The following is a 24,653-nucleotide window of genomic DNA, read 5'->3' as shown; positions in this document are numbered from 1 at the left end:
CCTGTGTAAAAAACCTGATCAATTTCTACGAGTTTGCCGAAAGTCTGTCAAGAACCGAGCAATACTTCCCGAACAAAGCGACTGCCAAAATAAGCCATGGTCAGCAGCAAACTGCCGGCCACACTGGTCCAGATAACCTTGCGGCCACGCCAGCCAAGCCGGTGATGGCCCCACAGCAGCCCCACATAAACACACCAGGCAATGATGGTGAGCACGGCCTTGTGTACTTTGCCCGGGCTGAACATTTCCTGCAGAAAAAACAGGCCGCTGGAAATGGACAGCGTCAGTACCACCACACCGGCAAAAATCAGCCGGAACAGATAGCGCTCCAGCGTCATCAGCGGCGGCATGGCAGGCAGATTGGTCAGCTTGTGTTTTTTCAGCCGGTTATCAAGAAAGCCCAGCAGAATGGCCAGCAGGCAGGCAATGGCCAGCAGCGAATAGGACATCAGGCCCAGCGTAATGTGCACCAGCACTTCGGGGCGGGTTTCCAGATACATGGTGTAGCTGCCCGGTAACAGAATATCTGCCACCAGCAGCAAACAGGCAAAGCTGTACACCACCGGCATCAGCAGCCACACATTAAAGCGGGTGACCAGCACCGACATCAGGCCGGCCACAATCAGACTGACCAGAGACGCCACATTAAGCATGCTGAGGTTCTGCCCCGGCACCAGTATTACTGTGTCTATCAGCCAGGCACCATGCAGCAGCAGGGCAAAAACGGCAGCCAGCAGGCCGTAACGACGGCTTTTGTTGTGTGGGGTAAACAGGTTATGCACACAGGCAAAGGCCGCCAACAGGTAAAATGCCATCGCCAGAACAGCAAGCAATTCCATAATGAATGTCAGCCATTTATCGGAAATATAAAAAGAAAAGTCAGTATACCCTCAAGCGCTTGCCCATCGCCAGCCGGGTTCGCTTAAGTTCGGGGCCTAACTTGGTTATACTGGTCGCAATTTTCGCCATTAGCGGACGCAGTTCATGTTTGAGAATCTCACAGAAAGGCTGTCGCGCACGCTGAAGAACATCAGCGGCCGCGGACGCCTCACCGAAGAAAATATCAAGGAAACCCTGCGCGAAGTGCGCATGGCTCTGCTGGAAGCCGACGTGGCCTTGCCGGTAGTGCGCGAATTCGTCAACCGGGTAAAAGAGCGGGCAGTTGGCCAGGAAGTGTCCAAGTCGCTGAGTCCGGGCCAGGCTTTTATCAAAATTGTGAATGCCGAGCTGGTCTCTGTGATGGGCGAAGCCAATGAGGCGCTGGACCTGGCGATAACACCGCCGGCGGTAGTACTGATGGCCGGTCTGCAGGGGGCGGGTAAAACCACCTCTGTGGGCAAGCTGGCCAAATACCTGAAAGAGCGCGAGAAGAAAAAAGTGCTGGTGGTCAGTGCCGACGTCTATCGTCCGGCCGCAATCAAGCAGCTCGAGACCCTGGCCGCCGACCTCGACGTGGAATGCTTTCCCAGTGATATCAGTCAGAAGCCGGTAGACATTGGCCGCAACGCAGTAGATTACGCCCGCAAGAAGTTCTTTGATGTGGTGCTGGTGGATACCGCCGGTCGTTTGCATGTCGACGAAGACATGATGACCGAAATTCAGCAGCTGCACGGTGCCATTAATCCGGTAGAAACCCTGTTCGTGGTGGATGCTATGACCGGTCAGGATGCGGCCAACACCGCCAAGGCCTTCAGTGAAGCGCTGCCGCTGACCGGTGTTATTCTCACCAAGGCCGATGGTGATGCCCGGGGCGGTGCCGCCCTGTCTGTGCGCCATATTACCGGCAAGCCCATCAAGTTTATCGGTATGGGTGAAAAGGTGGATGCGCTTGAGCCTTTCCATCCAGACAGAGTGGCTTCGCGCATTCTGGGCATGGGCGATATGTTGTCTCTGATCGATCAGATGGAGCGGTCGGTCGACAAGAGCAAAGCCGCCGAGATGGCGAAGAAGCTCAAAAAGGGCAAGGGTTTTGATCTGGAAGACTTTCGTGATCAACTGGTGCAGATGCGCAGCATGGGCGGCATGATGAGCCTGATGGACAAGCTGCCGGGCATGAGCCAGCTGCCCGACAACGTCAAGGATCAGGTGAACGACAAGCTGACCGTACGCATGGAAGCCATTATCAACTCCATGACTCCCAAGGAACGCCGTCGTCCCGAACTGATTAAGGGCAGCCGCAAGCGCCGCATTGCTTTGGGATCCGGCACTGACGTGCAGGAAGTGAACAAGCTGCTCAAGCAGTTCACCCAAATGCAGAAAATGATGAAAAAAATGTCTGGCAAAGGCGGCATGCGCAAAATGATGAGCCAGATGCAGGGCATGATGGGGCCGGGCGGCCTGGGTGGCGGCGGTCGCCGCGGCCCGTTCTGAACCGGTACTGAATTTGCCGCCGGGTTTCACCGGTGGCATTACGTGGTTGCGCAGTTCCCTTTTGGTTGCATTCTCGCCTGTTCAGAGTACAATTGCGCGGCTTATTTTAAGCTGAGGTTCGCACTGTTGGCGAACCTTGTTCGTTTCAAGTGAATAGAGGACGATATGGTAACCATTCGTTTACAACGTGGTGGCGCGAAAAAGCGTCCGTTCTACCAGGTAGTAGTTGCAGACAGCCGCTACGCTCGCGATGGTCGTTTCATCGAGAAAGTAGGCTTCTTCAACCCGCTCGCTGCCGGCCAGGCTGAAAAGCTGCGTCTGGACATCGAGCGCATCAACCACTGGGTAGGTCAGGGTGCAAGCCTGTCCGAGCGCGTGGCCAAGCTGGTCAAAGACGCTTCCAAAGCCGCTGCCTAAGTCGGTCGGGCGAGGAGGGAAAGGTGAGTGAACCTATCGTAGTAGGCCGCCTGGGTGCTGTTTACGGCATTAAAGGCTGGTTGAAAATCAACTCCTTTACCGAACAGCCCGATGGCATTTTCGATTATCAGCCCTGGCTGATAAAAGATGGCAAAGGCTGGCGTGAAATTCAGGTCACCGGATGGAAACGCCACAATCAGAGTCTGATTTGCAAGCTGGCCGATATTGACCAGCGTGAAGAGGCTCAGGCACTGACCGGTGCCGACATTGCAGTCAGCGCCGAGGCATTGCCCTCGTTGCCGGCGGATGAATTTTACTGGCGCGATCTGGTTGGCTGTCGAGTGAGCAATACACGGGGTTACGACCTGGGTGTGGTGTCTCAGTTGATGGAAACCGGCTCCAATGACGTGCTGGTGGTCAAAGCCAATGCCAATGATGCATTTGGCCAACGGGAACGGTTAATTCCGTTTCTGGAACAACAGGTGATCAAGTCTGTGAATATTGCGGACCGAATCATTGAAGTAGAGTGGGATCCGGATTTTTAATCCCGGTCGTCCTGCGCGGAGAGAATCATGTGGATAGGGGTTGTCAGCCTCTTCCCGGAGATGTTCCGGGCAGTCAGTGACTACGGGGTGACCGGTAGGGCCGTGAAAGACGGTCTGCTGACATTTGAAAGCTGGAATCCGCGGGATTTCACCCGGGACAAACACCGCACTGTCGATGACAGACCCTACGGGGGCGGACCGGGCATGCTGATGATGGTGCAACCATTGCGCGACGCCATAGCGGCGGCGCGGGCAGCAGCGGGCGAGGGCGCAAAGGTCATTTACCTTTCACCTCAGGGCCGCAAGCTGGATCAGCAAGGTGTATGCGAACTGGCGCAACAGGAAAAATTGATCCTGGTGGCCGGACGCTATGAAGGTGTGGATGAGCGCGTAATTGAAGCCGATATCGATGAAGAATGGTCGGTGGGCGATTATGTACTCAGTGGCGGCGAATTGCCGGCCATGGTGCTGATTGATGCGGTGGCCCGAATGGTGCCCGGCGTATTGGGCGACATGGCCAGTGCGGAGCAGGACTCCTTCAGTGAAGGGTTACTGGATCATCCTCACTACACGCGCCCCGAGCAACTTGAGGGAATGGCCGTTCCTGATGTCTTGCTCAGTGGCAACCATGCAGACATAGCGCGCTGGAGAATGCAGCAGGCACTGGGCCGTACCTGGTCGAGAAGGCCGGAACTGCTTAATAACCTAGCTCTGACTGACGAGCAGGAACAGCTTCTTGCCCAATTTGTCCGCCAACAGCAGGACAAACAGTAGAGTTTTCAGTTTACCCTAGGTAAGGAAATATCATGAGCAATATCATCAAGCAGCTTGAAGAAGAACAACTGCGCAGCGACATCCCCGCTTTTGTACCGGGTGACACCGTGCGCGTACAGGTACGTGTAGTTGAAGGCGGTAAAGAGCGTCTTCAGGCTTACGAAGGCGTTGTTATCGCCAAGCGTAACCGTGGTCTGCACTCTTCTTTCACCGTGCGTAAAATCTCCAGCGGTGAAGGCGTTGAGCGTACCTTCCAGACTCACAGCCCGCTGATCGGCAGCGTGGAAGTGAAGCGTCGTGGCGCCGTGCGTCGTGCCAAGCTTTACTACCTGCGCGAGCGCTCCGGCAAGTCCGCTCGTATCAAAGAGCGTCTGGCCACCAAATAAGCCGAACCGGCTGTCGAACAAGGCCCGCATTTGCGGGCCTTTTGTGTTTCTGGCTCCCAGCTCTTTACCCTCCTTTTGGTTTCAGGCAAGACGGAGTATGATGCTTTACTTGTTTCTAATGTAACCAAGGATTTGTGATGCCGTTTACCGTATGGGGCCTGGCGGTGGCCCAGGCGCTGCTGATGTCGGGCAATATTTTGCTGGTGTCGGTGTCGGCACTGATCGGCCAGCAGCTGGCGGATGCCTCCTGGCAAATTACCCTGCCGGTAGCCTGCCAGTTTGCCGGCCTGATTGTAGCCACCCTGCCGGCAGCGCATCTGATGCAGCGGTTGGGTCGCAAGGCCGGCTTTATGCTGGGCAACCTGTTTGGCCTGCTCGGTGCCTGGGTGGCATTACAAGGGTTGATAGGCGAGAGCCTGAGCCTGTTTGCCTGCGGTACCTTTCTCACCGGCATCGCCATTGGGGTGGGCCAGCAATATCGCTTTGCCGCGCTGGAAGCCTGCGATACCGGCCAGCATGCCAGAGCCATCAGCCTGGTGATGGCCGGCGGCATTCTGGCCGCAGTCATTGGCCCCAATCTGGCTATCTGGTCTCAGGACTGGCACGCCGCCAGCCCTTATGCCGGTGCGTTTTATGGTCTGTTCGGCCTTTATGTGGTGGCGCTGCTGTTGATCCTGCTGCTGCCCCTGCCGGCCGCCACGCCGGTAAAACCCGGTGAGCGGCTGCGCTCTTATGGTGAGCTGCTGCGTCAGCCGCTGCTGCTGGCAGCGGTGGCCTCGGGCATGATTGGCTATGGCATTATGGTGCTGTTGATGACCGCCACGCCCTTGTCGATGGAGCATCACAGCCATGATTTTCCTGATACTGCCATGGTGATTCAGTGGCATGTGCTGGGCATGTTTGTGCCATCCTTTTTTACCGGTGGTCTGATTCGTCGCTTTGGCACCCGCACTGTGATCCTCTGGGGCTGTGCGGCTCTGCTGCTGAGTGTGGCCGTTAATCTGTCCGGGATCGGCTTCTGGCACTATTGGTGGGGCATGTTGCTGCTTGGGGTGGGCTGGAACTTTACCTTTATCGGTGCCACGCATCTGCTGACCTTCAGTTATCAGCCGGCAGAAAAAGCCAGAGTACAGGGCATGAACGAGTTTCTGGTGTTTACCGCGGCTGCTTTTGGCAGCCTGTTTGCCGGCCAGGGGGTGACCCTGCTGGGCTGGACCGGCCTGAACCTGTTTGCCCTGCCCTGGATCCTGCTGGTATTTGCCCTGATCTGGCGGCTTAATACTCGTGAGCCGGTGGCGGCCTGATTTTGCCTGGCCGTGCAGTCGCGTCGGCCAAAGGGCACTGTTTCCGCGGCACGCCGTGAATACCTCCCTGTAGGCTCCGTCGCGCCATCCCTGGCGCGAAGGGCCGCTGAAACAGATACCCTTTGTCCTCCTGACTCGCCACCGCGTAGCCGGATGCTCTTTCAACAGGCAATGCCGGAGTCAGCAGAAGCAGCAGCAGGGATTGCCGAAGCCGACCGTCAAATATCATGGATGACATTTGCCGAGCGTTACATGGAAGTACTTGAAGCGTGTCGGTGTAGGTAACCCTGTTGCTGCTTCTTACACGGCTCACAGCATAAAATGCCGGGCCAGCAGAGCGGCGGTGAAACTGGTTTTCAGATAAAAACCCCGGGGGCGGGTTTGAATGTAATTGCCGTCGGGGCCAATGGCATCGGTAAGGGCACGGCCGTTGGCGGCCTTGGGCCTGAGCTGCAGGGCCTGGCCATGGCGTGCGGTAATTTCCTGCACTCGGCCGAGGCTTATCAGCTCCATGATTTCTTCCCAGTCCTGGCGCAATAACCATTCTTCTTCTTCATTCGGCGTCCATAACAGTGGCTGGCCAATCAGCCGTTCGCCGGGGGGCATATCTCGTTCACCGATCACCGGAATCCATAACACCCTGGACAGCTTGTTGCGTACATTGCTGGTTTCCCAGCTGAGGCCAGCAATATTCAGCAACGGTGCAACGCACACAAAGGTGGTTTCCAGAGGCCGGGCGGCCGCGTCAAGCGGTATGGTTTTGAGCTCCACTCCGAGTTCGGGAAAGTCCTGTTCAGGTTTGGAGCCGGCACTGGCACCCAGGCTTAACTCCAGCAGCTGGCCAATCCAGCCTTTGTCCCGGCGCAGGTTGTCCGGCACCGGCTGGTTCAGATTATGAGCCAGAGCAGCCAGCGGAAGACCGGCCAGCTCCTGAGCATGCTCCAGCAATTGTGAGACGCTTTCAGGGCGCAAGATAGGGTTGTTCAAAAATCAATCACCTTGGTTTGTACTTGTTTCTGCCAGTGGTGACAGGCAGCAGACCGATCTTATACGGGTTTTACTCAGGTATGAACATACCGTTACACAAGCTTATCCACAGAAAAACTGGATAAGTGATATTCTGCTTCTTTCCGGACGTCATTTTGCTGCTGAGGCCAACAAAATGTGATGAGAGCGCTGCATGATCCGGCGGATCATTCACTAGTTTTGTGGATAACCCCAAAGTGGTTATTTATTGATCTGCGGTAGTTATCAACATGATTGATCCTGCAGGATCGCCTGATCAAAGATCCAGCCTGATCCATATGAGTGATATTAAGATATTGTTTTTTATATTATTTTTTTATTGTTTATGAAGTTGATCACAAAAGGCAACGCTTACAGCTCACCTGATTAAACTCGGCTATACCGTTTTTATCACAGTATTATTCACAGGTTCTGGGGGAAACCATTCGGCAAGTCAGGTTTTTTTGTTTATAACTGTTGACAAATTAAAGAGTTATTCAAGTCATGTCGTTATATGAATATGCAGGCTCGATTTGCCGGAAATGGGGGAATATGGAACAATCATTCCATGTTAGCTTTTTAGTCTGGTGATTGCGTGATAGATGGCGACGGATTTCGTCCCAATGTAGGCATAGTGATCTGCAATCGCAAAGGCCAGGTATTGTGGGCCAGACGCTATGGCCAGCATTCCTGGCAGTTTCCCCAGGGGGGAGTAGATGACGGTGAAAGCCCCGAACAGGCCATGTATCGGGAGCTGTACGAAGAGATAGGGCTTAAGCCCGAGCACGTTACCCTGTTGGCGGTGACGCGTCACTGGCTCAAGTACAAGCTGCCAAAACGCCTGGTTCGGTGGGACAGTAACCCTGTCTGCATTGGGCAGAAGCAGAAATGGTTTCTGCTGCGATTGGACCCGGAACAGGAACCACATATTGAGTTTGGTTGCCACGGGCATCCTGAGTTTGATGACTGGCGCTGGGTAAGCTATTGGTATCCGGTACGTCAGGTGGTGTCTTTTAAACGGGAAGTTTACCGGCGGGTGCTGCGGGAATTTGCGCCTATTGTCATGGCTGAGCAAAGTCGTAACCACCATGATCAGGGTCGTTACCGGTCGGAACAGGGACGCCAGCGGGACAGGCGCAGACGACACAGATAATCAAAAGGAGCGGCAGTGTTAAAGGAACTGAGGGAAATTGTCCAGCGGGTCACCTCCAGCTCCGACTTGAACGAAGCCATGGCGGAGCTGGCCCAGCAGACCCGTCAGGCTATGCTGGCCGACTGCTGCTCTATTTATCTGCGCCGGGAACAGGACGCCTTCTATCTGCTGGCAGCCACTGACGGTCTGGCACCCCAGGCCGTGGGTCGTGCCCGTATTCCTCTCGGAGAAGGTATAGTGGGCCTGGTGGGTGAAAAAGAAGAGCTGATCAACCTGGCAGATGCCCGCCTTCATCCTCGCTTCAAATACCTGCCTGAAGCCCGCGAAGACAAATTCCGCTCCTTTCTGGGTGCTCCCATTATTCATCAGCGTAAAACCCTGGGTGTGCTGGTGGTTCAGCAAAAACAGGTACGCCTGTTTGAAGAAGGAGAAGAGTCCTTTCTGGTGACGCTGGCGGCTCAGCTGGCTACCGTGATTGCCCATGCCGAAGCCAAGGGCAACCTTAAGTCACGCAACTGGCGGGGGATGCTTAAAGGACTGGCGGGATCGCCCGGGGTGGCCATCGGCAAGGCCTGGGTCTGGCGGCCCAGAGTTGAGTTGCACAAGGTGCAGCTGCGCCGGGCGGATGATCTACCAATGCAACACCAGCGCCTCGATAAGGTACTGCAGCAGGTAGAAGAAGAGCTGGACAGCATGGCACTGCGCTTTCAGGAGTCTTCGTCTGCCGAGTCCATCGCCGTTTTTGAGGTGTATCAGTATATTCTCAAGGATCCGGTATTCATTGGCCTGATTCGGGATGAAATAGAGCAAGGCTGGACTGCCGGCAGCGCGGTCAAACGCGTGTGCGAACAGCAAATTGCCCAGTTTGGTGACATGGCAGACCTGTATCTGCGTGAGCGTGCCGCCGATATTCGGGATTTGGGCCAGCGGCTGCTGACCCGGCTGATCCACGAAGATGAAGGCCCCCTCAGCCTGAGCGAGCCCATGGTGCTGGTAGCGGATGAGATCAGTGCCACCCTGATCGCTGAAATACCCCGTAATAAGCTCAAGGCCATAGTGTCAGCAAAGGGGTCCATTAACTCACATGCCGCTATTCTGGCCCGGGCTATGGGGATACCGGCAGTGATGGGTATTGATCATTCCTTTGAGCTGCTGGAAGAGCGGTTGATGGTAGTGGATGGTTACACTGGTGAATTGCTGGTGGAACCACCGGTATCGGTATTGAAAGAATACCGCCGCATGATTGCCGAAGAAGCCCAGATGGATGAACTTTTTGCCACTGTGCGGTCCGAAGCATCCATTACGCGGGATGAGGTAAAAATCTCTCTCTTGCTGAATGCCGGCCTTAGTGCTGACGCTGATATCGCCATGAACGATACTGCTGACGGTGTCGGTCTGTTCCGTACCGAAATTCCTTTTATGATGCGCGACCGGTTTCCGTCTGAGCTGGAGCAGGTGCACAGTTATCGCCGGGTGCTCACCAGTTATGTGGGCAAACCGGTGTGCATGCGTACTCTGGACGTGGGCGGAGACAAGCAGCTGCCGTACTTTCCCATTGTGGAAGAAAATCCGTTTCTGGGTTGGCGGGGTATTCGCCTGACCCTGGATCATCCCGAGATCTTTCTGGTGCAGCTGAAGGCTATGCTCAGAGCCAGCATAGGGCTGGATAACTTATCCATTATGCTGCCCATGGTGGCCAGCCTGGAGGAAGTTCGCGTTGCCCGCCGGTTGCTGGACAGAGCCTGGCGTGAAGTCTCGATAGAAACCGCTGATGAACAAGGCATTATTCGTTATCCCAGTCTGGGGGTCATGATAGAGGTGCCTTCGCTGTTGTATCAGCTCACCGAGCTGGCCCCGCTGGTAGACTTCTGGTCGGTGGGCACCAATGATCTGACACAATATTTACTGGCGGTGGATCGTAACAATGGCCGGGTTGCGGATATTTATGACTCGCTGCACCCGGCGGTGCTCAGAGCGCTGCAGCAGATCATTGACACTGCCCGCAAGCATGCCCGGCCGGTGTCCATTTGTGGTGAGCTGGCCGGGGATCCCATTGGCGTACTGGTGCTGATGGCCATGGGCTACCGCCGCTTCAGCATGAACAACAGCAATATCATGCGCATTAAATACATAGTGCGGCAGTCGCGCATTGATGAGCTGCAGAAACTGCTGCAGGAAGCACTCAGCCACCGCCATACCGGAGCCTTCAAGGGCATCTTCGGCCGCTACCTGGAAGAGCGCGGCCTCGGCGGTCTGCTGCGCTCGGGGTTGTAGCGGTTCGCAGAGCGAAGCAGCAGCGCGGTTGCGCTGCGCCGACACGCTACAAGTACCTCCATGTAACGCTCGAAAATGCCATCCATGGCATTTAATGGTCGGCTCCGGCAATCCCCGCTTCTGCTTCGTCAGCCCCTGATGGTGAAGCAGTGCTTTTGGCATGACGAAATGCACAGGTCCACAGACACTCATCACGGTTTGCCTTACAATACCCGCTTTCCATTTTTCGGGGTAAGCGCATGTCTGATTCTCATTGGGTGTTTCCCGGTTTCGATCCCATTGCCATAGAGCTGGGGCCGTTGGCGGTGCACTGGTATGGCCTTATGTACCTGCTGGGGTTTGTATTTGCCTGGTGGCTGGGCAACCGGCGGGCGGCACAACCGGGCTCGGAATGGACCAAAGATCAGGTATCCGATGTGCTTTTCTACGGCTTTCTCGGTGTGATAGTGGGGGGCCGCCTGGGTTATGTGCTCTTCTATCAGTTCGACACCTTTCTGGCCGATCCGGTTTATCTTATCAAAATCTGGTCCGGTGGCATGTCATTTCATGGCGGCCTGGTGGGCGTGCTTACTGCCTTCTGGCTGTTTGGCCGCAAGCACAATAAAACCTTCTTTGCCGTGGCCGACTTTATCGCGCCACTCATTCCCTTTGGCCTGGGAGCCGGACGGCTGGGCAACTTCATTAATGGCGAACTCTGGGGCAGAGTGACCGATGTGCCCTGGGGCATTATTTTTCCGGCAGCGGGCATGCTGCCGCGACATCCGTCCCAGCTGTATCAGTTTGCCCTGGAAGGGGTGGTGCTGCTGATTATTCTGAATCTGGCCTGGCGTGCCCGTCCGCCCCGGGGCGTGATTTCCGGGCTGTTTTTGCTGTGCTACGGCTCGTTCCGCTTTTTGGTAGAGTTTGTACGCCAGCCCGATGCTCAGCTGGGATTGTATCTCGACTTTTTCAGTATGGGTCAGTTGTTGTCGTTGCCAATGATGATTGGCGGCGCCTTGATGTTATGGGCGGCCTGTCGTCGTCCCCACTGGTTTGGTAACGGAGCAAAAACCGCATGAAAGCCTATCTCGAGCTGATGCAGCATATTCTGGATCATGGTGAGCACAAAGAAGACAGAACCGGCACCGGTACCCTGTCGGTATTTGGCCATCAGATGCGTTTTAATCTGGCCGAGGGTTTTCCGCTGGTCACCACCAAAAAATGCCATCTCAGATCCATTATTCATGAGCTGCTGTGGTTTCTGAACGGTGATACCAACATCGCTTACCTTAAGGAAAACGGTGTCAGCATCTGGGATGAATGGGCTGATGAAAACGGCAGTCTGGGGCCGGTATACGGCAAACAATGGCGCAGCTGGGAAACCGCCGACGGCCGGGTTATTGACCAGATCAGCCAGGCTCTGGAAACCATTAAAACCAATCCTGACAGCCGCCGCATTATCGTTTCTGCCTGGAACGTGGGTGAGCTGGATAAAATGGCGCTGTCGCCCTGTCATACACTGTTCCAGTTCTATGTGGCCAATGGCAAATTATCCTGCCAGCTGTATCAGCGTAGCTGTGATGTGTTTCTGGGGCTGCCGTTCAATATTGCCAGCTATGCGCTGCTGACCATGATGATGGCCCAGCAGGCAGATCTTGAGCCGGGTGATTTTGTATGGAGCGGCGGTGACGTGCACCTTTACAGCAATCACCTGGAGCAAGCCCGGCTGCAGCTGAGCCGTGAGCCCAGAGCATTGCCCGTTATGCGACTGGCGCGCCGCCCGGATTCACTGTTTGATTATGTATATGAGGATTTTATTCTGGAAGACTACCAGCCTCACCCACATATCAAAGCACCGGTTGCCATTTGACAGATATTTGTTTGTAAATAAAGCTATACTTTAGTTTAACATTTCATTTTCATCGGAATTTACAAAACGTTTTGCACTTTGTTTCGGTATTCCCGAGGTATTAATCAGAAACAACCGATTATAACCTCTGTAACAAGCTGATTACACTCGGGCGATTCTTTGAGAAGGAGCTCGTTATGTCTCATGTGCTTAAACGCTTTCTGGCCATGGAGTCGGCCGGAGGTATTCTGTTAATTATTGCGGCCCTGATCGCCATGCTGATGGCCAATACCGGCTTGTCTGGTATGTATCAGGGCTTTCTTAATATGCCCATTCAGCTGCGCATCAGTGATCTCAACCTCGATAAACCCCTGCTGCTGTGGGTGAACGACGGCATGATGGCGGTATTCTTTCTGCTGGTCGGCCTTGAAGTGAAGCGGGAAATGGTGGAAGGCGCGCTGTCCACTCGTGAAAAAGCCATGTTCCCGGCTCTGGCGGCCATTGGCGGCATGGTGTTTCCGGCACTGTGGTTTATGTTGTTCAATCTGGGCGAGCCTGCCAACCAGAGCGGCTGGGCCATTCCGGCGGCCACTGACATTGCTTTTGCTCTTGGGGTGATGGCGCTGCTGGGCAAGCGGGTGCCGCTGACTCTGAAGATCTTTTTGCTGGCGCTGGCGATCATCGATGATCTGGGTGCCATCATTATTATTGCTCTGTTCTACAACCACGGCGTCGACTTTACCGCCATGGCGGTCGGTCTGCTGGGTATTATCGGTCTGGTCTGGCTTAACCGGGCCCGGGTCAGTAATCTGGTGCCCTATTTGCTGCTGGGCTGGATCCTGTGGGTAGCCGTGCTCAAGTCGGGCGTGCATGCCACCCTGGCCGGCGTGATCCTTGGGTTTCTTATTCCGCTTTATGGCCAGCGGTTCTCGCCGTCCAAACAGCTGGAGCACTTTCTTCATCCCTGGTGTGCCTTTGTGATCTTGCCGTTGTTTGCTTTTGTTAATGCGGGCGTATCACTGGAAGGTTTGTCGCTTGCCGATCTGACGTCGGCGTTACCGCTGGGCGTGATGGCTGGCCTGCTGCTGGGTAAACCCATGGGTATCTTTTTGGTCAGCTGGCTGTCGGTGCGGCTGGGTTATGCCCAGTTACCGGCGGGCGTGTGTTTTAAACAGATTTTTGCGGTGTCGGTGCTGTGTGGCATTGGCTTTACCATGTCTATCTTTATTTCTTCGCTGGCCTTTGCGGATCAGGTTCAGCTGGCCAATCTGTCGCGCCTGGGTATTCTGATGGGCTCGACACTGGCGGCGATCAGCGGATATGTGATGCTGAGGCGGGTGCTGCCAAAAAAGGAGCCGCTGAAGCGTAAGGTTCCGGCACACACACAACTGGTGTAACCATCACCTTTACCGATGATGAACCGGCCGGGTATAAAAACCCGGCCGGTTTCTTTATGATGGGGCATTGCATGGCGGAGACGACATATTGTCACACCTGAATTACAACCATCTTTACTATCTATCATTCTTAAATCCCTTTTAAATCAATATCTTAGTTTTATCTTTCTGCGTTAATGGCGACATTTTGGCGGCATTTGTTCAAGTGGCGACGCCATTGATCTGATTTGAAATTCTCATTCCCTCGCTTTCCAGGCGTGACGCGGCTTTGCGCTTGTCAGGTGGTTTGCCTGTGTCAGGCTAGTGCCCACGTAAACGGCACGAACGTCAGGCGGTGAGCGGGTTTACCGATCCTGCCGGTGATCTGCCGGCGCTGTAATTCTTTCATTTTCGTGCAATTTCCTTCATTGCTTGCAGATCCTCAGATCAACGCGAGATCCCAATAACGGCGGGGGCTGGCGGTTGGTTTTGCACACCCGCAGAATTTCATAATTTTTATGACGCAAAGCGCGAAGGCGGGCGCGGAGGAGCGCGGTTTTCGTGGGGTGAGTGCGTGCGTGGACGGTTTACGTGGCGTCGCTGGCCTGGGCGCTGCTGGGGTGCGGATACAAGAAGGCGGCCGCTGTGGGCCGCCTGGGTGGGTGTGTGGGGCTTAGCCGGTGAAGCTTTGCAGATTGCCCTTGATGGTGCCCACGTTGCCGGCGTGGCCGGCTACCTGGCCCTGCACGTTGGGCGGGGTGTTGTGGTTGGGGTGGGTGTGGTTGTCGAGCTTCTGCAGGGCGTTTTGTACCTCGGCCATCATGCTGATCATGAGGGCCAGCATGTTGTGGGTGCCGTTGCCCAGCACGATGCTGTTGCCCTTGATCACCTGGGCCTGGGCGGTGCTGCTGCGGGTGCCGGTGATCTGCTCGGTGGTGTTGCCCTGGGTGGTGCGCTGCTCATCGCCGGTGATGGTGGTGGTGCTGTTGCCGCCGATGCTGTGCTGGTAGTCGGCACCGGTGACGTCCACCCGCTCGCCGGCGGCCACCTGCTGCAGGTTGGCGAGGGTGGCCAGGGTGAGGTCGTCGCCGGCCAGCAGCTCAATAGCGCCCAGCGCCTCTATGAGTTTGCGGCCGGCCACTTCCTCGGTGCTGTGCTGGGCCACGGTGGTGTGCTGGTTGCCGAACTCGCCCTGGTAGTCGTCGGCCTGCTGGCTGAGCTGGGCGGCAATGTGGTGAATGGCCTGGTCGGTGGCCAGGGTGTGGTTGCCGGCGTTGTCGGTGCGCTGATACACCTCACCGCGCTGCTGGGTGAGCTGCTCGCCGGGCTGAATATCGGGCAGTGACCAGCCGCTGCCCAGCACGGTGCGGATGAAGGGCTGATCGGCACGGCCAAAGGCAAAGCCCAGCTCCACCAGGGTGCCTTCCACCGGGTACTGAAACTGGCCTTGTTCGGGGCCACCAAACAGCACAGGAACGGGCACGGCCTTAAACACGGGCACTTCGTCGTCGGGCTGGCCGTTCTCGTCCAGCTGTTGCACGTCCACGGCATAGCGGGGGCGGAACGGGTCGTTCAGCTCACCAGCCCGGGCGGTGTCGGCGGCGGCCACTACTCGGCCGAACACCGGCAGGTGAAAGCCGGCGGCCAGTTCGGGAAAGGACTGCTCCATCTGCCGCTGCTGGGCGGTTTTCTGCTTGCCCTGCCAGCGCAGGGTCATGTTGGTACCGTCGAACTCCAGATGAGTGATGCGGTGGCCATTGACCAGGGCACCGGGGCGCATGACGGGGGATACCAGCATGGTGAGACTGTTGCCACCGGCCTGTTGGCTGGTGATCTCGGCTTCCAGGGTTACTGCTCGGGAAGGCCAGCGGGAGTGCTGATAGCTGCCGGCATAAATATTGCCATCGGGTTGTTGGTACCAGCAGAACTCGGGGATTTGAAAGGCGCGACCGGCGTTCTGCAGCAACTGGGCACCGGTACCGGCGGTTGTGAAGTTGGGAATGGGGGTATCGACGTAACCGGCGTCGGGCAGCACAAAATTGAGCCCGGTCTCTTCGGCCAGCTCGGTGATCACGCTGCGAAAGGTGGCGTGCTGCTTGCTCATGGTAAACCGGAAGCCCAAGGCGCATGACAGCTCCTTTACCAGCAGACGGCTGTGGCCGTTGTCGGCGGGCTCGGCACGGGTGACGATGCCGGTAAACCAGCGGTGCAGGGTGGTGCCATAGCCCATGTCGAAGAGCACCAGGGTGTTGGGCTGCACGCTGCCCTGTACGGTCACAAATCCGCGACCGGCGGAAGAGAGCTCCAGTATCCATTTATCACTTACCAGATGACGTTCTTCGCCGTTAATGGTGATGCGTTTATTCAGTTTCATCTGGTTCTTCTTCCTTCTTTTTACCGGCTACTTTGTCGTCCAGGTACTTCAACACTTTTTCAGTCCTGCTCAGTTCTCGCTTTTCCTCTCCCTCTGCGGGTGGCGGCTGTACCGGTGTGGTGCCCTCGGTGCTCTGGGCAATGGTGGCTTCGGGTTTAGGGGCGCGTTGTTCGCGCTTTTCGGGTACCGAGAGGTGCTCGCGCAGGGTGAAGGACACACGCCAGGCCAGCAGTCCTTCCTGCTCGGGGGCCATGATGCGGCCGGCGAATTTCACCTGGTAGATTTTTACCGCCTCGGCCAGTTCGCAGCCGATGCGGTAGATTTTGCGGGCGTTGCCATCGCTTTTGTCCTGGGCCAGTTCAAACAGGCGAGCCAGAGCCATGGGATCCTTGAAAGGGATCAGCCCGGTGATTTGCAACTCCTTGCCTTTTTCACCCTGTTCGGCACCGTTGGTGCCGGAAGTCTGTCCGGAGGTGTCCTGTTCCTTGAATTCCATACTCAGGGTGATGCGGGGAGATTTAAGGCGCAGCAGTTCGCCGTCGAGGGCAATCATGGCAGCAGCTCCTTGAAAAACGTCAGAGGTTGGTCTGAAGCCAGCAGCACGGCGGCAGTATATGCCCGCTCATAGCTCGGAAGGCCGCCGGTGAGGCTGGCAGCCACGGTGCCCGGGTTGCCGCTGGCCTGCAGGGCGTAGAAGTTACCGCTCAGCCCGGCCTTAAGGTCGTTCAGGGCCTGCTGTTGCTGGCTGAGCCAGTCGGCCCGTTTGGCGGCCAGGGCGGTAAGTTTGGCCACGGGGGTCTGTGCATCGGCAGCAAGAGATTCCAGCTGCGCCAGTTGTGCGCCCAAAGCAGCGGCAGCCGGACGAAGGGGCGCAGCGTCGTGCCGGCCTGGTACCCACTTGGGGGTGAGGGTGGTGCTTGGGGTTTGCATGCGGGTCTGGTCATGCTGCAGCTCGGCCTTAGCCCGGCGGGCACAGGTGCACAGCTCCGGGATGGGCAGCACGCGAGTGAGGCTTTCCAGGGCATTGGCGAACTCGCCCAGGGTGGCGGCAGTTACCAGCAGGCCCAGCACCTGCAGCTGCCCCTGGGGGCGGTGCGGGTCGGCGTTGTCCTGCAGCTTGTCGGCCAGGCGCTGGGCAGCGTTGCCCGGGGCCAGATAATGGCCGCTCTGTTCCTGGCGGCCCACATCGTGGTCGTAGGGGGTCACGGTAATACGCTGGCCACTGACCAGCAACTGGTTGAGCTGGTCACGCAGGTGCAGCAGGCCGGCGGCCTCGGGGCTCAGGGTGTGAAGCTTGAAGCTGACCGCGCCGGCGGCACTGTTCAGGGCACTGATTGCCTGCTGCTGGGCGGCGGGCAGCCCGGCCAGCACGGAGCCGGCGGCGGTTTCAATACTGGCCGCACTCGGCGGCCAGGTCAGGGTGCGTTGGCTCCAGCTCATGCCGGCTCCTCAATGGGCCAGCCGACGGGGTAGGCCTGCACGTCTTCAATGGTGGTGAGGGCGGCGACGTCGGTTTTCATCTGCCGTTGGCGGTCGTGAATGCGGCCACCCTGCTGCACGATGGCGGCATAAAGCTCGCGCAGCTGCTCCAGGGTCATGGGGCGGTCGGTGTTGTCGGCATCAGTCCAGTAATCCAGCGGCATGGCACCGGCCAGCAGCACCGACTCGATACGGGCGCGGCTGGTGGGGTCGGCATCCCAGCGGTGGCCGTTGTGCTCTACCGGGGCTTGTTCCTGACTATCGCGCCACTGGTTGATTTGGGTGTGTTTAGTAGTCAGAACCTCAGAAATTGGAGGCTGCTCAGCTGTAAACGGCAGAATTTCACCAAACTCTCCCGCCAAGGCTCGGGCGTATAGCTCTCGGCCACGTTCAACGCAGTCAGTAGGATCGGCAACAAATTCAATTTCACCGAATTCAGCCGACTCCATGGTGAGCACAACATAGGTTTGCTTGGCGTTGCCCCATACAGGCTGTCCAATTACGTGCATTTGCTTTTCCTTATGCTATTCGCTGAAAAATCCCACCAGATATCCCGCCGGGCGTACCACCATATCCCCGATATACCCATGTTCCTGGCAATGCGGCTCCTCTGTATCCTGCGTACCAATCTGAAGCATAGGTGCCATAATTGCCTGTATTCAGGTAAAGCTTGCAGGTTTTGTTAAGGTTATCTGTTGCATAATTGGTATGTACCCACGCCGTTAAAATGTGTCCTATTGGAAATGATGTGTTGGCATGATTCGAACCGGTATAAACATCATTTTGCTTGTAATAACTGCCGTGCTGACCATCCAGTTTGTCTGAATCAGCTGCTTTAGCTGTTTTTCCCAGATAGCGTCCGTCACTCTGAGATTTGGTGTAATAGCGGTCGTCGTGGGTATGGCCTGAGGGCGGGAAAGTGGCTGGCTTGCCGGTAATATTTCCCCAGGCGCGGTAATAACTGCCGTGCTGTCCGTCCAGTTTGTCTGAATCTACGGCTTTGGCGTTTTTGCCCAGGTAATAGTTATCGGTTACGCCAGCTCGGAATTGTTCTGGGGTGGTGGGGCGAATGTAGTTGTTACCTGCCGTATCCACCTGCGTCATAATGAAATTGACGGAGGCATTGGTAGTATCATATTCAGAGCGAAACAGGCGGGCGTTAATGTCGCCGCTACTACTACGTTTGACGATAGTGCTGCCTGTGCTGTTTTCCGAATCAATTGCGCCGTTCAGCCTGGCTGAATCAGCCGCTTTCCCGTTTTTAGGTAACCGACCATTGGCGTTGTCGTTGGCCGCCTTGACCGCGCCCGCCGTAGCGAATTTGGCGTTGCTGGTGTCGGTCACACTGCTGGTGGCGGGGTAGTTGGGCACATTGCCCAGGCCAACGTCTGCCTTGCTGGGTTTGTTGGCGGTGGTGTACGTTTCCACCCAGGCTGACCAGCTCGTCCCGTAATAGCCGCGCATGTAAATGGTGCCCGGCGAGCCATACGGAATGTAGGTCTGCACCACGCCGGCTGCTTCGGTCACAATCAGCGTCCCCGCAAGTAATACCGGGTAGTTACGGGCTGCCGTGGCGTGGGCATTGGCACTTTGATAGTAAAATCCCGGCGCAGTGATTGCGTTCAGAGCGCTGGTGCCAAGTGCGGTGGCATTCTTTATGTCTCGGGCAATCCCGGCATACCGCCCGTCCCCTTGCGCTTTGGTGTAATAACGGTCGTCGTGGGTATGGTTGGACGGCGGATAAGTCGCTGGTTTGCCGGTGACTTCGGCAAAGCTTGGCCAGCGGCTGGCGGTGGCTGGCACGCCGGTCAGGTTGGCCCAGGCTCGGTAATAAGCACCGTGCTGCCCGTCCAGCAGATCGGCGTCCAGGCCGGAGTTGGCCCCATCCACGGTTTTAAGTTTGGCCAGCACATCGGCGGCGGTGTAGCTTGCGGCATTGAGCTTGTTGCTGTTCAGCGCGTTGTAGCCATCAGCCACCGCTTTGCCAGTGGCGTATTTAGTCGCGCCGCCGGTGGCGTCGGTATAGCTGTGGGACCAGCTCCAGTTCTCCAGTTTATTCAGGCCCACCTGATCTTTGGTGTGGGCCTGGGGGCGTTGTTCGTGCCACCACAGGCCACCGCGGCCGCGCAAGTCTGTCACGGCACCATTGGCGGCAAGGGTGGCCAACGGGGTCACGTAATGGGGATATCCGGCTTCGTCTGTGTAATCGGTGAGCGGGGTGCTGCTGGCCTTTATTTCCACATGGGTATGCCAGTCCGAGAGCAGGGTGCCGGCGTGGTACACGTCGGCATAGAGGGTGGCAGGGCGCTGGCTCACCACCACCGATTGCTGGCTGGCGAGCAAGGCGCGCAGGCCGGCGATATAGCCCAGGCCCGGGGCCACCAGAAACTCATCCACGCCCTGGCCGGGAGTCACGGCAAAACCCCCGTCGATAAAGGCAGCGTCGCCGTAGTGGTCGAGGGCCTGCAGGCGAATATCTGCATCCAGTCCCATCAGACGGGCGGTAAAGTCGATTTGCCAGGTGCTGGCGTCCACCTGGGTATTGGTGGCCTCGGCGGCACCCTGGTACTCCATCAGCATGGACTTCACCAGGCTGTTGCCGGGGCGGTTGGTCAGGTTCTTGAATTTGTCTTCATCGGCCTTGTGCACCACCATGGCTACCATTCCGCTGGCTTTATGCACCAGATACATGGCGTTAAAGGTAAAGTCACCCACCTGGGTATCCATGATGATGGAGTAAGCCACGCCGTTGGCGTTGACCTTGCCGCGCTGATCCACCGGCTGGCGGTGGACTATCTGGCCGGCGGGGGGCAGACCGGCGGCGCGGTCGATGGGGGCGAGCAGGTCGAGGCCGGGAATGTAGGCCAGCACGAACTCGTCGGGCACCACCGGCTGGCCACCCAGCTGCAGCTCGGCCAGGTGCTGTTCAAAGGCGAGGGTAATGGCGGTTTGGCTCATCCTAATTTGGCTCCAAATACTTGATAACTGCCGCTGAAACGAGCGGCATGCAGGCGCAGCTGCTTGGGATACACCACTTGAAAACGGTAACGGCGGCAGGTGCGACCGTAGTGTTGGAGCAGCACCTGCAGCAGTTGTTGGTTGGCGGCCAGCTCCATGTCGGCCAGCTCGATGGTGATCACGTCCCAGGGCTGGTTCGGCTGGCGTTCGTGTACTTCCACCCAGCTAATGCCCAGTCGTTCAAAGATGCGCTTGAAGCCGGCGGCCTCGCCGGCGTCTTGAGCGTTGGCAAAGGCGTATTTCACTCGCTTGCGATACAGGCTCAGCGGTTCGTTACTGAAGCGCTGAATACCTCTGTCCCATGCCAGCAGGTCCAGCATGGCCTCGCTGCATTCCAACGGGTCGAGTTGACGCAGCGGGAACAGCAGCCAGTTCCGGGCTTTCTGCCAGAAGGCGCTCAGTCCTTTGCTCATAAAATGCGGCTCCCGTTGTTCCCGGCCATCCATCCACCAGGGGGCTTTGTGCTCGGGTAGTTCCGGGGCCTGTTGCCGATGTTTATCCATGCAGAGTTACCGTAAGTGAAGACAGGCGCGGAATGCTTCGGGCGCTGTCAATATCGGTCTGACCAAAGGCCAGAGTGTCGATGTCGGGCAGGGCGGCATGCAGCTCGGCCCCCAGACGGCTGAAACTGAACCGGCCAAAGGGTTTGGTGCGGGTAATGCCGGAGTAATCAGCGGTCTCCCGAAAAGCTGCGCGTATCATGGCCTCGGCATTGGCCTTAAGCAGGGCCTTTTCTTGGTCGCCCAGAAAGGCCCGGGGCCAGAGGTCCAGGGTAATCGCGTGCTGGGTGTCGGGCAGGGCAAAACACTGCAGATCGTCGCCGTGACCATGGTTGCCGTCGTGGCTCACGTGGGTGTTGAGCTTGTCGAGCAGGGCCTGGGGCGTGGCACCCACTTCCATCAGAATGTAGGCATTGGCGGTGCCCGGGCCGCGCGGGGCGTCGTGCTCGAAGAAAATGTTGTCGGAGCGAATGCCGGCCACGGCGGCCAGCATGGAGCGGTACACGGCATCAATGTGATAGCGGCCCACCACCGAATACTGGTTCTGAATGCGCAGCCCCAGGGCGTCGTCGTCTTCCTCGTCGTCTCCGGGCTCGGTGATCCAGTCCACCGGGTTGGCCACCCGCTCAATGCCGTTCACCGCCGTGGGCAAAATGCAGAAGTAACCGGCGGGCAGGTTCCAGGCGCTGCCGGCCTCGGTGGCTTCGCACACCACGGGGGCGCTGGCCATGCCGGCGGGAATGGTGACGCTGGCCACCACCGCCAGGGTGTAACTGTGGCCATTGATGCGCTCGGTGGTGACCCTGGTGCCGGCCTCAATGGTCACGGCGGTGGTCGGGTCGGTTTTAAAGAACTCCACCAGCCCCCGGGTGGCCTTGGCGGCCTTGCGCTCCAGCCCCACGTCCCAGGCCTTTAAGTCCTGGTAGTAGCCTTTGGCGGTGGCGGCAAAGCTGTTGGGCAGCACATGGCCCACCAGCAGGGTGTTGAGCAGCCACATGGCCGGTTTTACCACAATGGCCCGCTGCAGCCGCCAGAACGGCGACATGCGGCTGTCGTTGGTGATGATGGAGCCGGCGGCTTCCACTTCCCGGGCCAGCTCCAGCTCCAGGGCCTCGGTGGTGGTGGGAATGCCCTCGGCGGCAATCAGCCGGGTAAAGTCTACGTTTGGGCGGGCGTTCACAGGGTCACCTCCAGTTCGCCGAATTCATAGGTGCGGGCGGTGAGCAGATAGCGGTCGGCGGCCTCTTCGCGCACCTCGGCGGTGCCGGGCACAATGCGGGTGTCCTGCTCTACCAGAATGCGGATTTGGGTGCGCACGTCGGCGCGCAGGGTGGGGCTGCGCTCGCCAATCAGCGCCCGGGCCAGCCCAGACTCCAGCACGGCATGTTTAATGTCTTGCCCTATGCTGTGGCGGTTGTCGGTGGTCACCGGCTGGGCACCGGCGTCGAGCACCAGGCCGCCGTCTTCCACCAGCAGGTCGATGTATTTGCGGTCAGAAGCCATGCTGAAGTTCCTCCCATTCGGCCAGGGTGCCGGGATCCATGCCCTGTTCGTTCTTGATATGCACGTCGCCAAAGTGCACGGTTTTGCCGTTGTTCTGGTTGGCCACTTTGGCCAGCTGTGGCATCAGGGGCGACGGCGGCGACTGCACCGACTCGGGGGTGCGGGTAGTACGCAGCTGCTCGTTAATGCCGGCCATCAGCTGATCGCTTTTCACTGCCGGCGTGTCGGTGACGTGCGGTTGAGTGGTTGGCGTGTTTGCCAGCGGAGACTCAGGCACCAGTGACGGCAGAAACAGTGCTTCATTGGAATGAATGAATGAGCCGCCCACATGAGAGCCGCCGGTATATACCCGGTTCACTTCCTGAGTGGCCGGCGAAAATTCAAAGTCCAGATCGTCGAAATATTCCCGGAATACATCCTGTTTCAACGGCGCTATTCCTGCCTGCACAGGCTGCAGATCGCGGTCTACCTGCTGGGTGGCAGCGGGCAGGTCGGTATTGGCGGTCTCGGGCCAGTGTTGGTTGACCAGCTGGCTGGCCGGGGCAACGTCCGTTGGTACCGGCTGCAGGGTGCGGGATACCTGCTGAGTGGCCGGCGGCACAGCGGCGGCCTGCTGGGGCCCAGCAGCGATTTGCTGAGTCGCTGCGGGCATATCCGGGGTTTCCGGCAGTTCCATACTGCTGCCCAGGTCGATGTCGATGCCGGGGATCAGGTTTATTTTTTCAATCAGCCAGTTGATGGCACTGCCTATCAGCTTGATGGGGCCAAGATTGGCGAGGGTGTCCATGAATGACTGCCACTTTAGCTGCACCGTATCCAGAAACCCCATCAGCGTGGCGAAGGCTTCGCTTTCCATGATGCTGGCTTTGAGACTGTCCCAGTTGCGGGCCAGCCATACGGCACCTGCGCCAACCGCTACCAGAGCCATCATGATTAAACCGAAGGGGCCGGTAATAAAGGCCAAGGCGACTCGCGTGGCAGCCAATGCAGCGTTAAACAACCATACCGCCGCTGTTCCGGTGGCTGTGACAGCCGCCCAAGCAAGCGTAAGCGTCCGGCTTAAGATAAGGCCGATGCGCAGCAGCCTCAGTACCTTCACCACACCCATAATTCCGCCCTTGTAAAAGGTCAGAATGCCGCCACCAATGCCCATGATGAGGGTCCAGCTGGCGGCCACGGCGGTCAGGCTGGCAATGCCAATGGCGGCCCAGGTCACCACCTCGGTCAGATGGGGGAACATGTCGGTCCATTCCACCAGCACGGCCATGCCATCCACGATGGAGCCCACCACCGCATTGATGGTGGGCAGCACACTGGCCCCGGCCCCGGCACGCAGGGCAAACCAGACGTGTTCCAGTCGTTGCCACTGGTCGGTCATGGCCCCGGCCATTTGGGTGGCCTTGTCCATGCCGGTCTGTTTGCCCACGTTGTCGATGCTGGCAGCCAGCCCGTCCACGTCGGGGATCATCTGCTTGATAAGTGCCACGGCTTCGTCAGAGCCGAAGGCTTTTTTCAGTGCATCCGATTCCGCCACTGTGAGGGTGTCGCCAAACTTGTCTTTCAGCTTTTGCAGTATCTGCACCATGCCCAGCATGTTGCCGTTGCCGTCGACAAAACTCATATTGAGCTTGTCCTGGGCACCGGCAATGCCGGCCAGAAACGCCTTGTACTTGGTGCCGGCTTCCGAGCCGGACATGGTGGCCTGCAGGGTGCCGAGCACCGCCATCTGTTCATGCATGGCAATACCCGCAGCGGTACCGGCGGCACCGATGCTGGTAAAGGCGGCACTCATTTCCGCGCCGGTAGTCTTGAACGACTCCACCGCCTGCGCGGTCTGGCCGGCCACCATGGCGGCGAAGTTATCCCGGCCCATGGCGTCGGCCTGTTTCTTGAACACGCCGTACATGGTGCCCATGTAGGCGGTTACGGTGGCGGTATCGGCCTTGGTGGCGGCGGCCAGCACGGCGGACGACTTGGTGATCCCGGCCAGCTCATCGCCGGTGAGATCGCCCATGGCGGATTTGATGTCGTAGGCGGCGCCCACGAACTCGGTGGCCGACTTGCCGAACTCAATGGAAAACTCGGTGGCGGTCTGGCTCAGCTGGTCGAGATCCTGCTGCACCACGCCCAGGGACTTCACCTCACTCAGAGCATTGTCCATTTCAATGGCGGGCATCAGTGCCTGATACAGCGCCACGCCGGAGGCGGCGAGGCCGGCAGCACCGCTGATCATGCGGTCCATGCTCTGGCGGCCCAGCTCTCCGGTTTCCCTGATCTGCTGGTTAATGCCTTGTATGGGCCGGGTGACCTTGTCGACCAGGCTCACCGTCAGCATTAATTGTTCCAT

Annotated in this window: 22 protein-coding genes; 11 read left to right on the top strand and 11 right to left on the bottom strand. The window is 57.8% G+C overall.

What is annotated here, in order from left to right; translation table 11 throughout:
- Positions 1-47: 47 nt before the first annotated feature.
- Positions 48-839, bottom strand: coding sequence for a cytochrome c biogenesis protein CcsA (gene ccsA, locus N2M06_RS13665; protein WP_317074264.1), 792 nt, complete (start codon positions 837-839; stop codon positions 48-50).
- 145 nt (positions 840-984) lie between these two features.
- Here ccsA and ffh point away from each other — a divergent pair, with 145 nt between their 5' ends.
- From ffh to N2M06_RS13635, 6 genes are all read left to right on the top strand, one after another.
- Complete coding sequence (gene ffh / locus N2M06_RS13660; protein ID WP_317074265.1) at positions 985-2,370, top strand: signal recognition particle protein; 1,386 nt, start codon at positions 985-987, stop codon at positions 2,368-2,370.
- A 165-nt stretch (positions 2,371-2,535) separates the two neighbouring features.
- Complete coding sequence (gene rpsP, locus N2M06_RS13655; protein WP_019936065.1) at positions 2,536-2,787, top strand: 30S ribosomal protein S16; 252 nt, start codon at positions 2,536-2,538, stop codon at positions 2,785-2,787.
- Between the two features lie 23 nt (positions 2,788-2,810).
- The gene (gene rimM / locus N2M06_RS13650) at positions 2,811-3,332 is read left to right on the top strand and encodes a ribosome maturation factor RimM (RefSeq protein ID WP_019936064.1); all 522 of its coding nucleotides are present in this window, start codon (positions 2,811-2,813) and stop codon (positions 3,330-3,332) included.
- 27 nt (positions 3,333-3,359) lie between these two features.
- Positions 3,360-4,106 (top strand): tRNA (guanosine(37)-N1)-methyltransferase TrmD, encoded by a 747-nt coding sequence (gene trmD / locus N2M06_RS13645; RefSeq protein WP_346351055.1) that lies wholly within the window; start codon positions 3,360-3,362, stop codon positions 4,104-4,106.
- 32 nt (positions 4,107-4,138) lie between these two features.
- Positions 4,139-4,492, top strand: a complete 354-nt coding sequence (gene rplS, locus N2M06_RS13640; protein ID WP_306079930.1) for a 50S ribosomal protein L19 — start codon at positions 4,139-4,141, stop codon at positions 4,490-4,492.
- Positions 4,493-4,629: 137 nt separating this feature from the next.
- Positions 4,630-5,796 carry an MFS transporter gene (locus N2M06_RS13635; RefSeq protein WP_346351054.1) on the top strand — a complete coding sequence of 389 codons (1,167 nt, stop codon included), beginning with the start codon at positions 4,630-4,632 and terminating at the stop codon, positions 5,794-5,796.
- 309 nt (positions 5,797-6,105) lie between these two features.
- Here N2M06_RS13635 and mutH read toward each other — a convergent pair whose 3' ends face one another.
- Positions 6,106-6,783: a DNA mismatch repair endonuclease MutH gene (gene mutH, locus N2M06_RS13630; RefSeq protein WP_317074267.1), complete on the bottom strand. Its 678-nt coding sequence runs from the start codon at positions 6,781-6,783 to the stop codon at positions 6,106-6,108.
- A 613-nt stretch (positions 6,784-7,396) separates the two neighbouring features.
- On the opposite strand from mutH, the gene rppH reads away from it, so the two are divergent.
- From rppH to nhaA, 5 genes are all read left to right on the top strand, one after another.
- Entirely contained in the window at positions 7,397-7,954 is a 558-nt protein-coding gene (gene rppH, locus N2M06_RS13625; RefSeq protein WP_026344952.1) for an RNA pyrophosphohydrolase, read from the top strand.
- 15 nt (positions 7,955-7,969) lie between these two features.
- Positions 7,970-10,228 carry a phosphoenolpyruvate--protein phosphotransferase gene (gene ptsP / locus N2M06_RS13620; protein WP_346351053.1) on the top strand — a complete coding sequence of 753 codons (2,259 nt, stop codon included), beginning with the start codon at positions 7,970-7,972 and terminating at the stop codon, positions 10,226-10,228.
- Positions 10,229-10,467: 239 nt separating this feature from the next.
- Positions 10,468-11,286, top strand: coding sequence for a prolipoprotein diacylglyceryl transferase (gene lgt / locus N2M06_RS13615; protein ID WP_019936057.1), 819 nt, complete (start codon positions 10,468-10,470; stop codon positions 11,284-11,286).
- The gene (gene thyA, locus N2M06_RS13610) at positions 11,283-12,077 is read left to right on the top strand and encodes a thymidylate synthase (RefSeq protein WP_346351052.1); all 795 of its coding nucleotides are present in this window, start codon (positions 11,283-11,285) and stop codon (positions 12,075-12,077) included. Before lgt ends, thyA begins: the two co-directional genes overlap by 4 nt.
- A gap of 176 nt (positions 12,078-12,253) precedes the next feature.
- Complete coding sequence (gene nhaA / locus N2M06_RS13605; protein ID WP_019936055.1) at positions 12,254-13,453, top strand: Na+/H+ antiporter NhaA; 1,200 nt, start codon at positions 12,254-12,256, stop codon at positions 13,451-13,453.
- A 652-nt stretch (positions 13,454-14,105) separates the two neighbouring features.
- Here nhaA and N2M06_RS13600 read toward each other — a convergent pair.
- The 9 genes from N2M06_RS13600 to N2M06_RS13560 are packed head-to-tail and all read right to left on the bottom strand — an operon-like array spanning position 14,106 to position 24,653.
- Entirely contained in the window at positions 14,106-15,806 is a 1,701-nt protein-coding gene (locus N2M06_RS13600) for a hypothetical protein (protein WP_346351051.1), read from the bottom strand.
- The gene (locus tag N2M06_RS13595; protein ID WP_346351050.1) at positions 15,793-16,359 is read right to left on the bottom strand and encodes a hypothetical protein; all 567 of its coding nucleotides are present in this window, start codon (positions 16,357-16,359) and stop codon (positions 15,793-15,795) included. The genes N2M06_RS13600 and N2M06_RS13595 overlap by 14 nt, the downstream gene beginning before the upstream one ends.
- Complete coding sequence (locus tag N2M06_RS13590) at positions 16,356-17,246, bottom strand: hypothetical protein (protein ID WP_346351049.1); 891 nt, start codon at positions 17,244-17,246, stop codon at positions 16,356-16,358. The genes N2M06_RS13595 and N2M06_RS13590 overlap by 4 nt, the downstream gene beginning before the upstream one ends.
- Entirely contained in the window at positions 17,243-17,794 is a 552-nt protein-coding gene (locus tag N2M06_RS13585; RefSeq protein WP_346351048.1) for a DUF4376 domain-containing protein, read from the bottom strand. Before N2M06_RS13585 ends, N2M06_RS13590 begins: the two co-directional genes overlap by 4 nt.
- Before the next feature lie 10 nt (positions 17,795-17,804).
- The gene (locus tag N2M06_RS13580; protein ID WP_346351047.1) at positions 17,805-20,243 is read right to left on the bottom strand and encodes a phage tail protein; all 2,439 of its coding nucleotides are present in this window, start codon (positions 20,241-20,243) and stop codon (positions 17,805-17,807) included.
- Positions 20,240-20,806: a phage tail protein gene (locus tag N2M06_RS13575; protein ID WP_346351046.1), complete on the bottom strand. Its 567-nt coding sequence runs from the start codon at positions 20,804-20,806 to the stop codon at positions 20,240-20,242. The genes N2M06_RS13580 and N2M06_RS13575 overlap by 4 nt, the downstream gene beginning before the upstream one ends.
- On the bottom strand, positions 20,799-21,983 hold the full coding sequence (locus N2M06_RS13570; RefSeq protein WP_346351045.1) for a baseplate J/gp47 family protein: 1,185 nt from the start codon (positions 21,981-21,983) through the stop codon (positions 20,799-20,801). Before N2M06_RS13570 ends, N2M06_RS13575 begins: the two co-directional genes overlap by 8 nt.
- The gene (locus N2M06_RS13565) at positions 21,980-22,306 is read right to left on the bottom strand and encodes a DUF2590 family protein (RefSeq protein ID WP_346351044.1); all 327 of its coding nucleotides are present in this window, start codon (positions 22,304-22,306) and stop codon (positions 21,980-21,982) included. Before N2M06_RS13565 ends, N2M06_RS13570 begins: the two co-directional genes overlap by 4 nt.
- Positions 22,296-24,653 (bottom strand): phage tail tape measure protein, encoded by a 2,358-nt coding sequence (locus N2M06_RS13560; RefSeq protein ID WP_346351043.1) that lies wholly within the window; start codon positions 24,651-24,653, stop codon positions 22,296-22,298. Before N2M06_RS13560 ends, N2M06_RS13565 begins: the two co-directional genes overlap by 11 nt.

The organism is Oceanimonas sp. AH20CE76 (genome assembly GCF_039654065.1).
Classification (GTDB): Bacteria; Pseudomonadota; Gammaproteobacteria; order Enterobacterales; family Aeromonadaceae; genus Oceanimonas; species Oceanimonas smirnovii.
The sequence above is the reverse complement of the archived record's forward strand: the minus strand, read 5'-3'. Positions and strand labels throughout refer to the sequence as shown.

Excerpts from the sequence above, each read along its gene's own strand:
- ccsA (WP_317074264.1), bottom strand. The coding sequence starts at position 839 with ATGGAATTGCTTGCTGTTCTGGCGATGGCATTTTACCTGTTGGCGGCC.
- ffh (WP_317074265.1), top strand. The coding sequence starts at position 985 with ATGTTTGAGAATCTCACAGAAAGGCTGTCGCGCACGCTGAAGAACATC.
- rpsP (WP_019936065.1), top strand. The coding sequence starts at position 2,536 with ATGGTAACCATTCGTTTACAACGTGGTGGCGCGAAAAAGCGTCCGTTC.
- trmD (WP_346351055.1), top strand. The coding sequence starts at position 3,360 with ATGTGGATAGGGGTTGTCAGCCTCTTCCCGGAGATGTTCCGGGCAGTC.
- rplS (WP_306079930.1), top strand. The coding sequence starts at position 4,139 with ATGAGCAATATCATCAAGCAGCTTGAAGAAGAACAACTGCGCAGCGAC.
- N2M06_RS13635 (WP_346351054.1), top strand. The coding sequence starts at position 4,630 with ATGCCGTTTACCGTATGGGGCCTGGCGGTGGCCCAGGCGCTGCTGATG.
- lgt (WP_019936057.1), top strand. The coding sequence starts at position 10,468 with ATGTCTGATTCTCATTGGGTGTTTCCCGGTTTCGATCCCATTGCCATA.
- thyA (WP_346351052.1), top strand. The coding sequence starts at position 11,283 with ATGAAAGCCTATCTCGAGCTGATGCAGCATATTCTGGATCATGGTGAG.
- nhaA (WP_019936055.1), top strand. The coding sequence starts at position 12,254 with ATGTCTCATGTGCTTAAACGCTTTCTGGCCATGGAGTCGGCCGGAGGT.
- N2M06_RS13600 (WP_346351051.1), bottom strand. The coding sequence starts at position 15,806 with ATGAAACTGAATAAACGCATCACCATTAACGGCGAAGAACGTCATCTG.
- N2M06_RS13595 (WP_346351050.1), bottom strand. The coding sequence starts at position 16,359 with ATGATTGCCCTCGACGGCGAACTGCTGCGCCTTAAATCTCCCCGCATC.
- N2M06_RS13590 (WP_346351049.1), bottom strand. The coding sequence starts at position 17,246 with ATGAGCTGGAGCCAACGCACCCTGACCTGGCCGCCGAGTGCGGCCAGT.
- N2M06_RS13585 (WP_346351048.1), bottom strand. The coding sequence starts at position 17,794 with ATGCACGTAATTGGACAGCCTGTATGGGGCAACGCCAAGCAAACCTAT.
- N2M06_RS13580 (WP_346351047.1), bottom strand. The coding sequence starts at position 20,243 with ATGAGCCAAACCGCCATTACCCTCGCCTTTGAACAGCACCTGGCCGAG.
- N2M06_RS13575 (WP_346351046.1), bottom strand. The coding sequence starts at position 20,806 with ATGGATAAACATCGGCAACAGGCCCCGGAACTACCCGAGCACAAAGCC.
- N2M06_RS13565 (WP_346351044.1), bottom strand. The coding sequence starts at position 22,306 with ATGGCTTCTGACCGCAAATACATCGACCTGCTGGTGGAAGACGGCGGC.
- N2M06_RS13560 (WP_346351043.1), bottom strand. The coding sequence starts at position 24,653 with ATGGAACAATTAATGCTGACGGTGAGCCTGGTCGACAAGGTCACCCGG.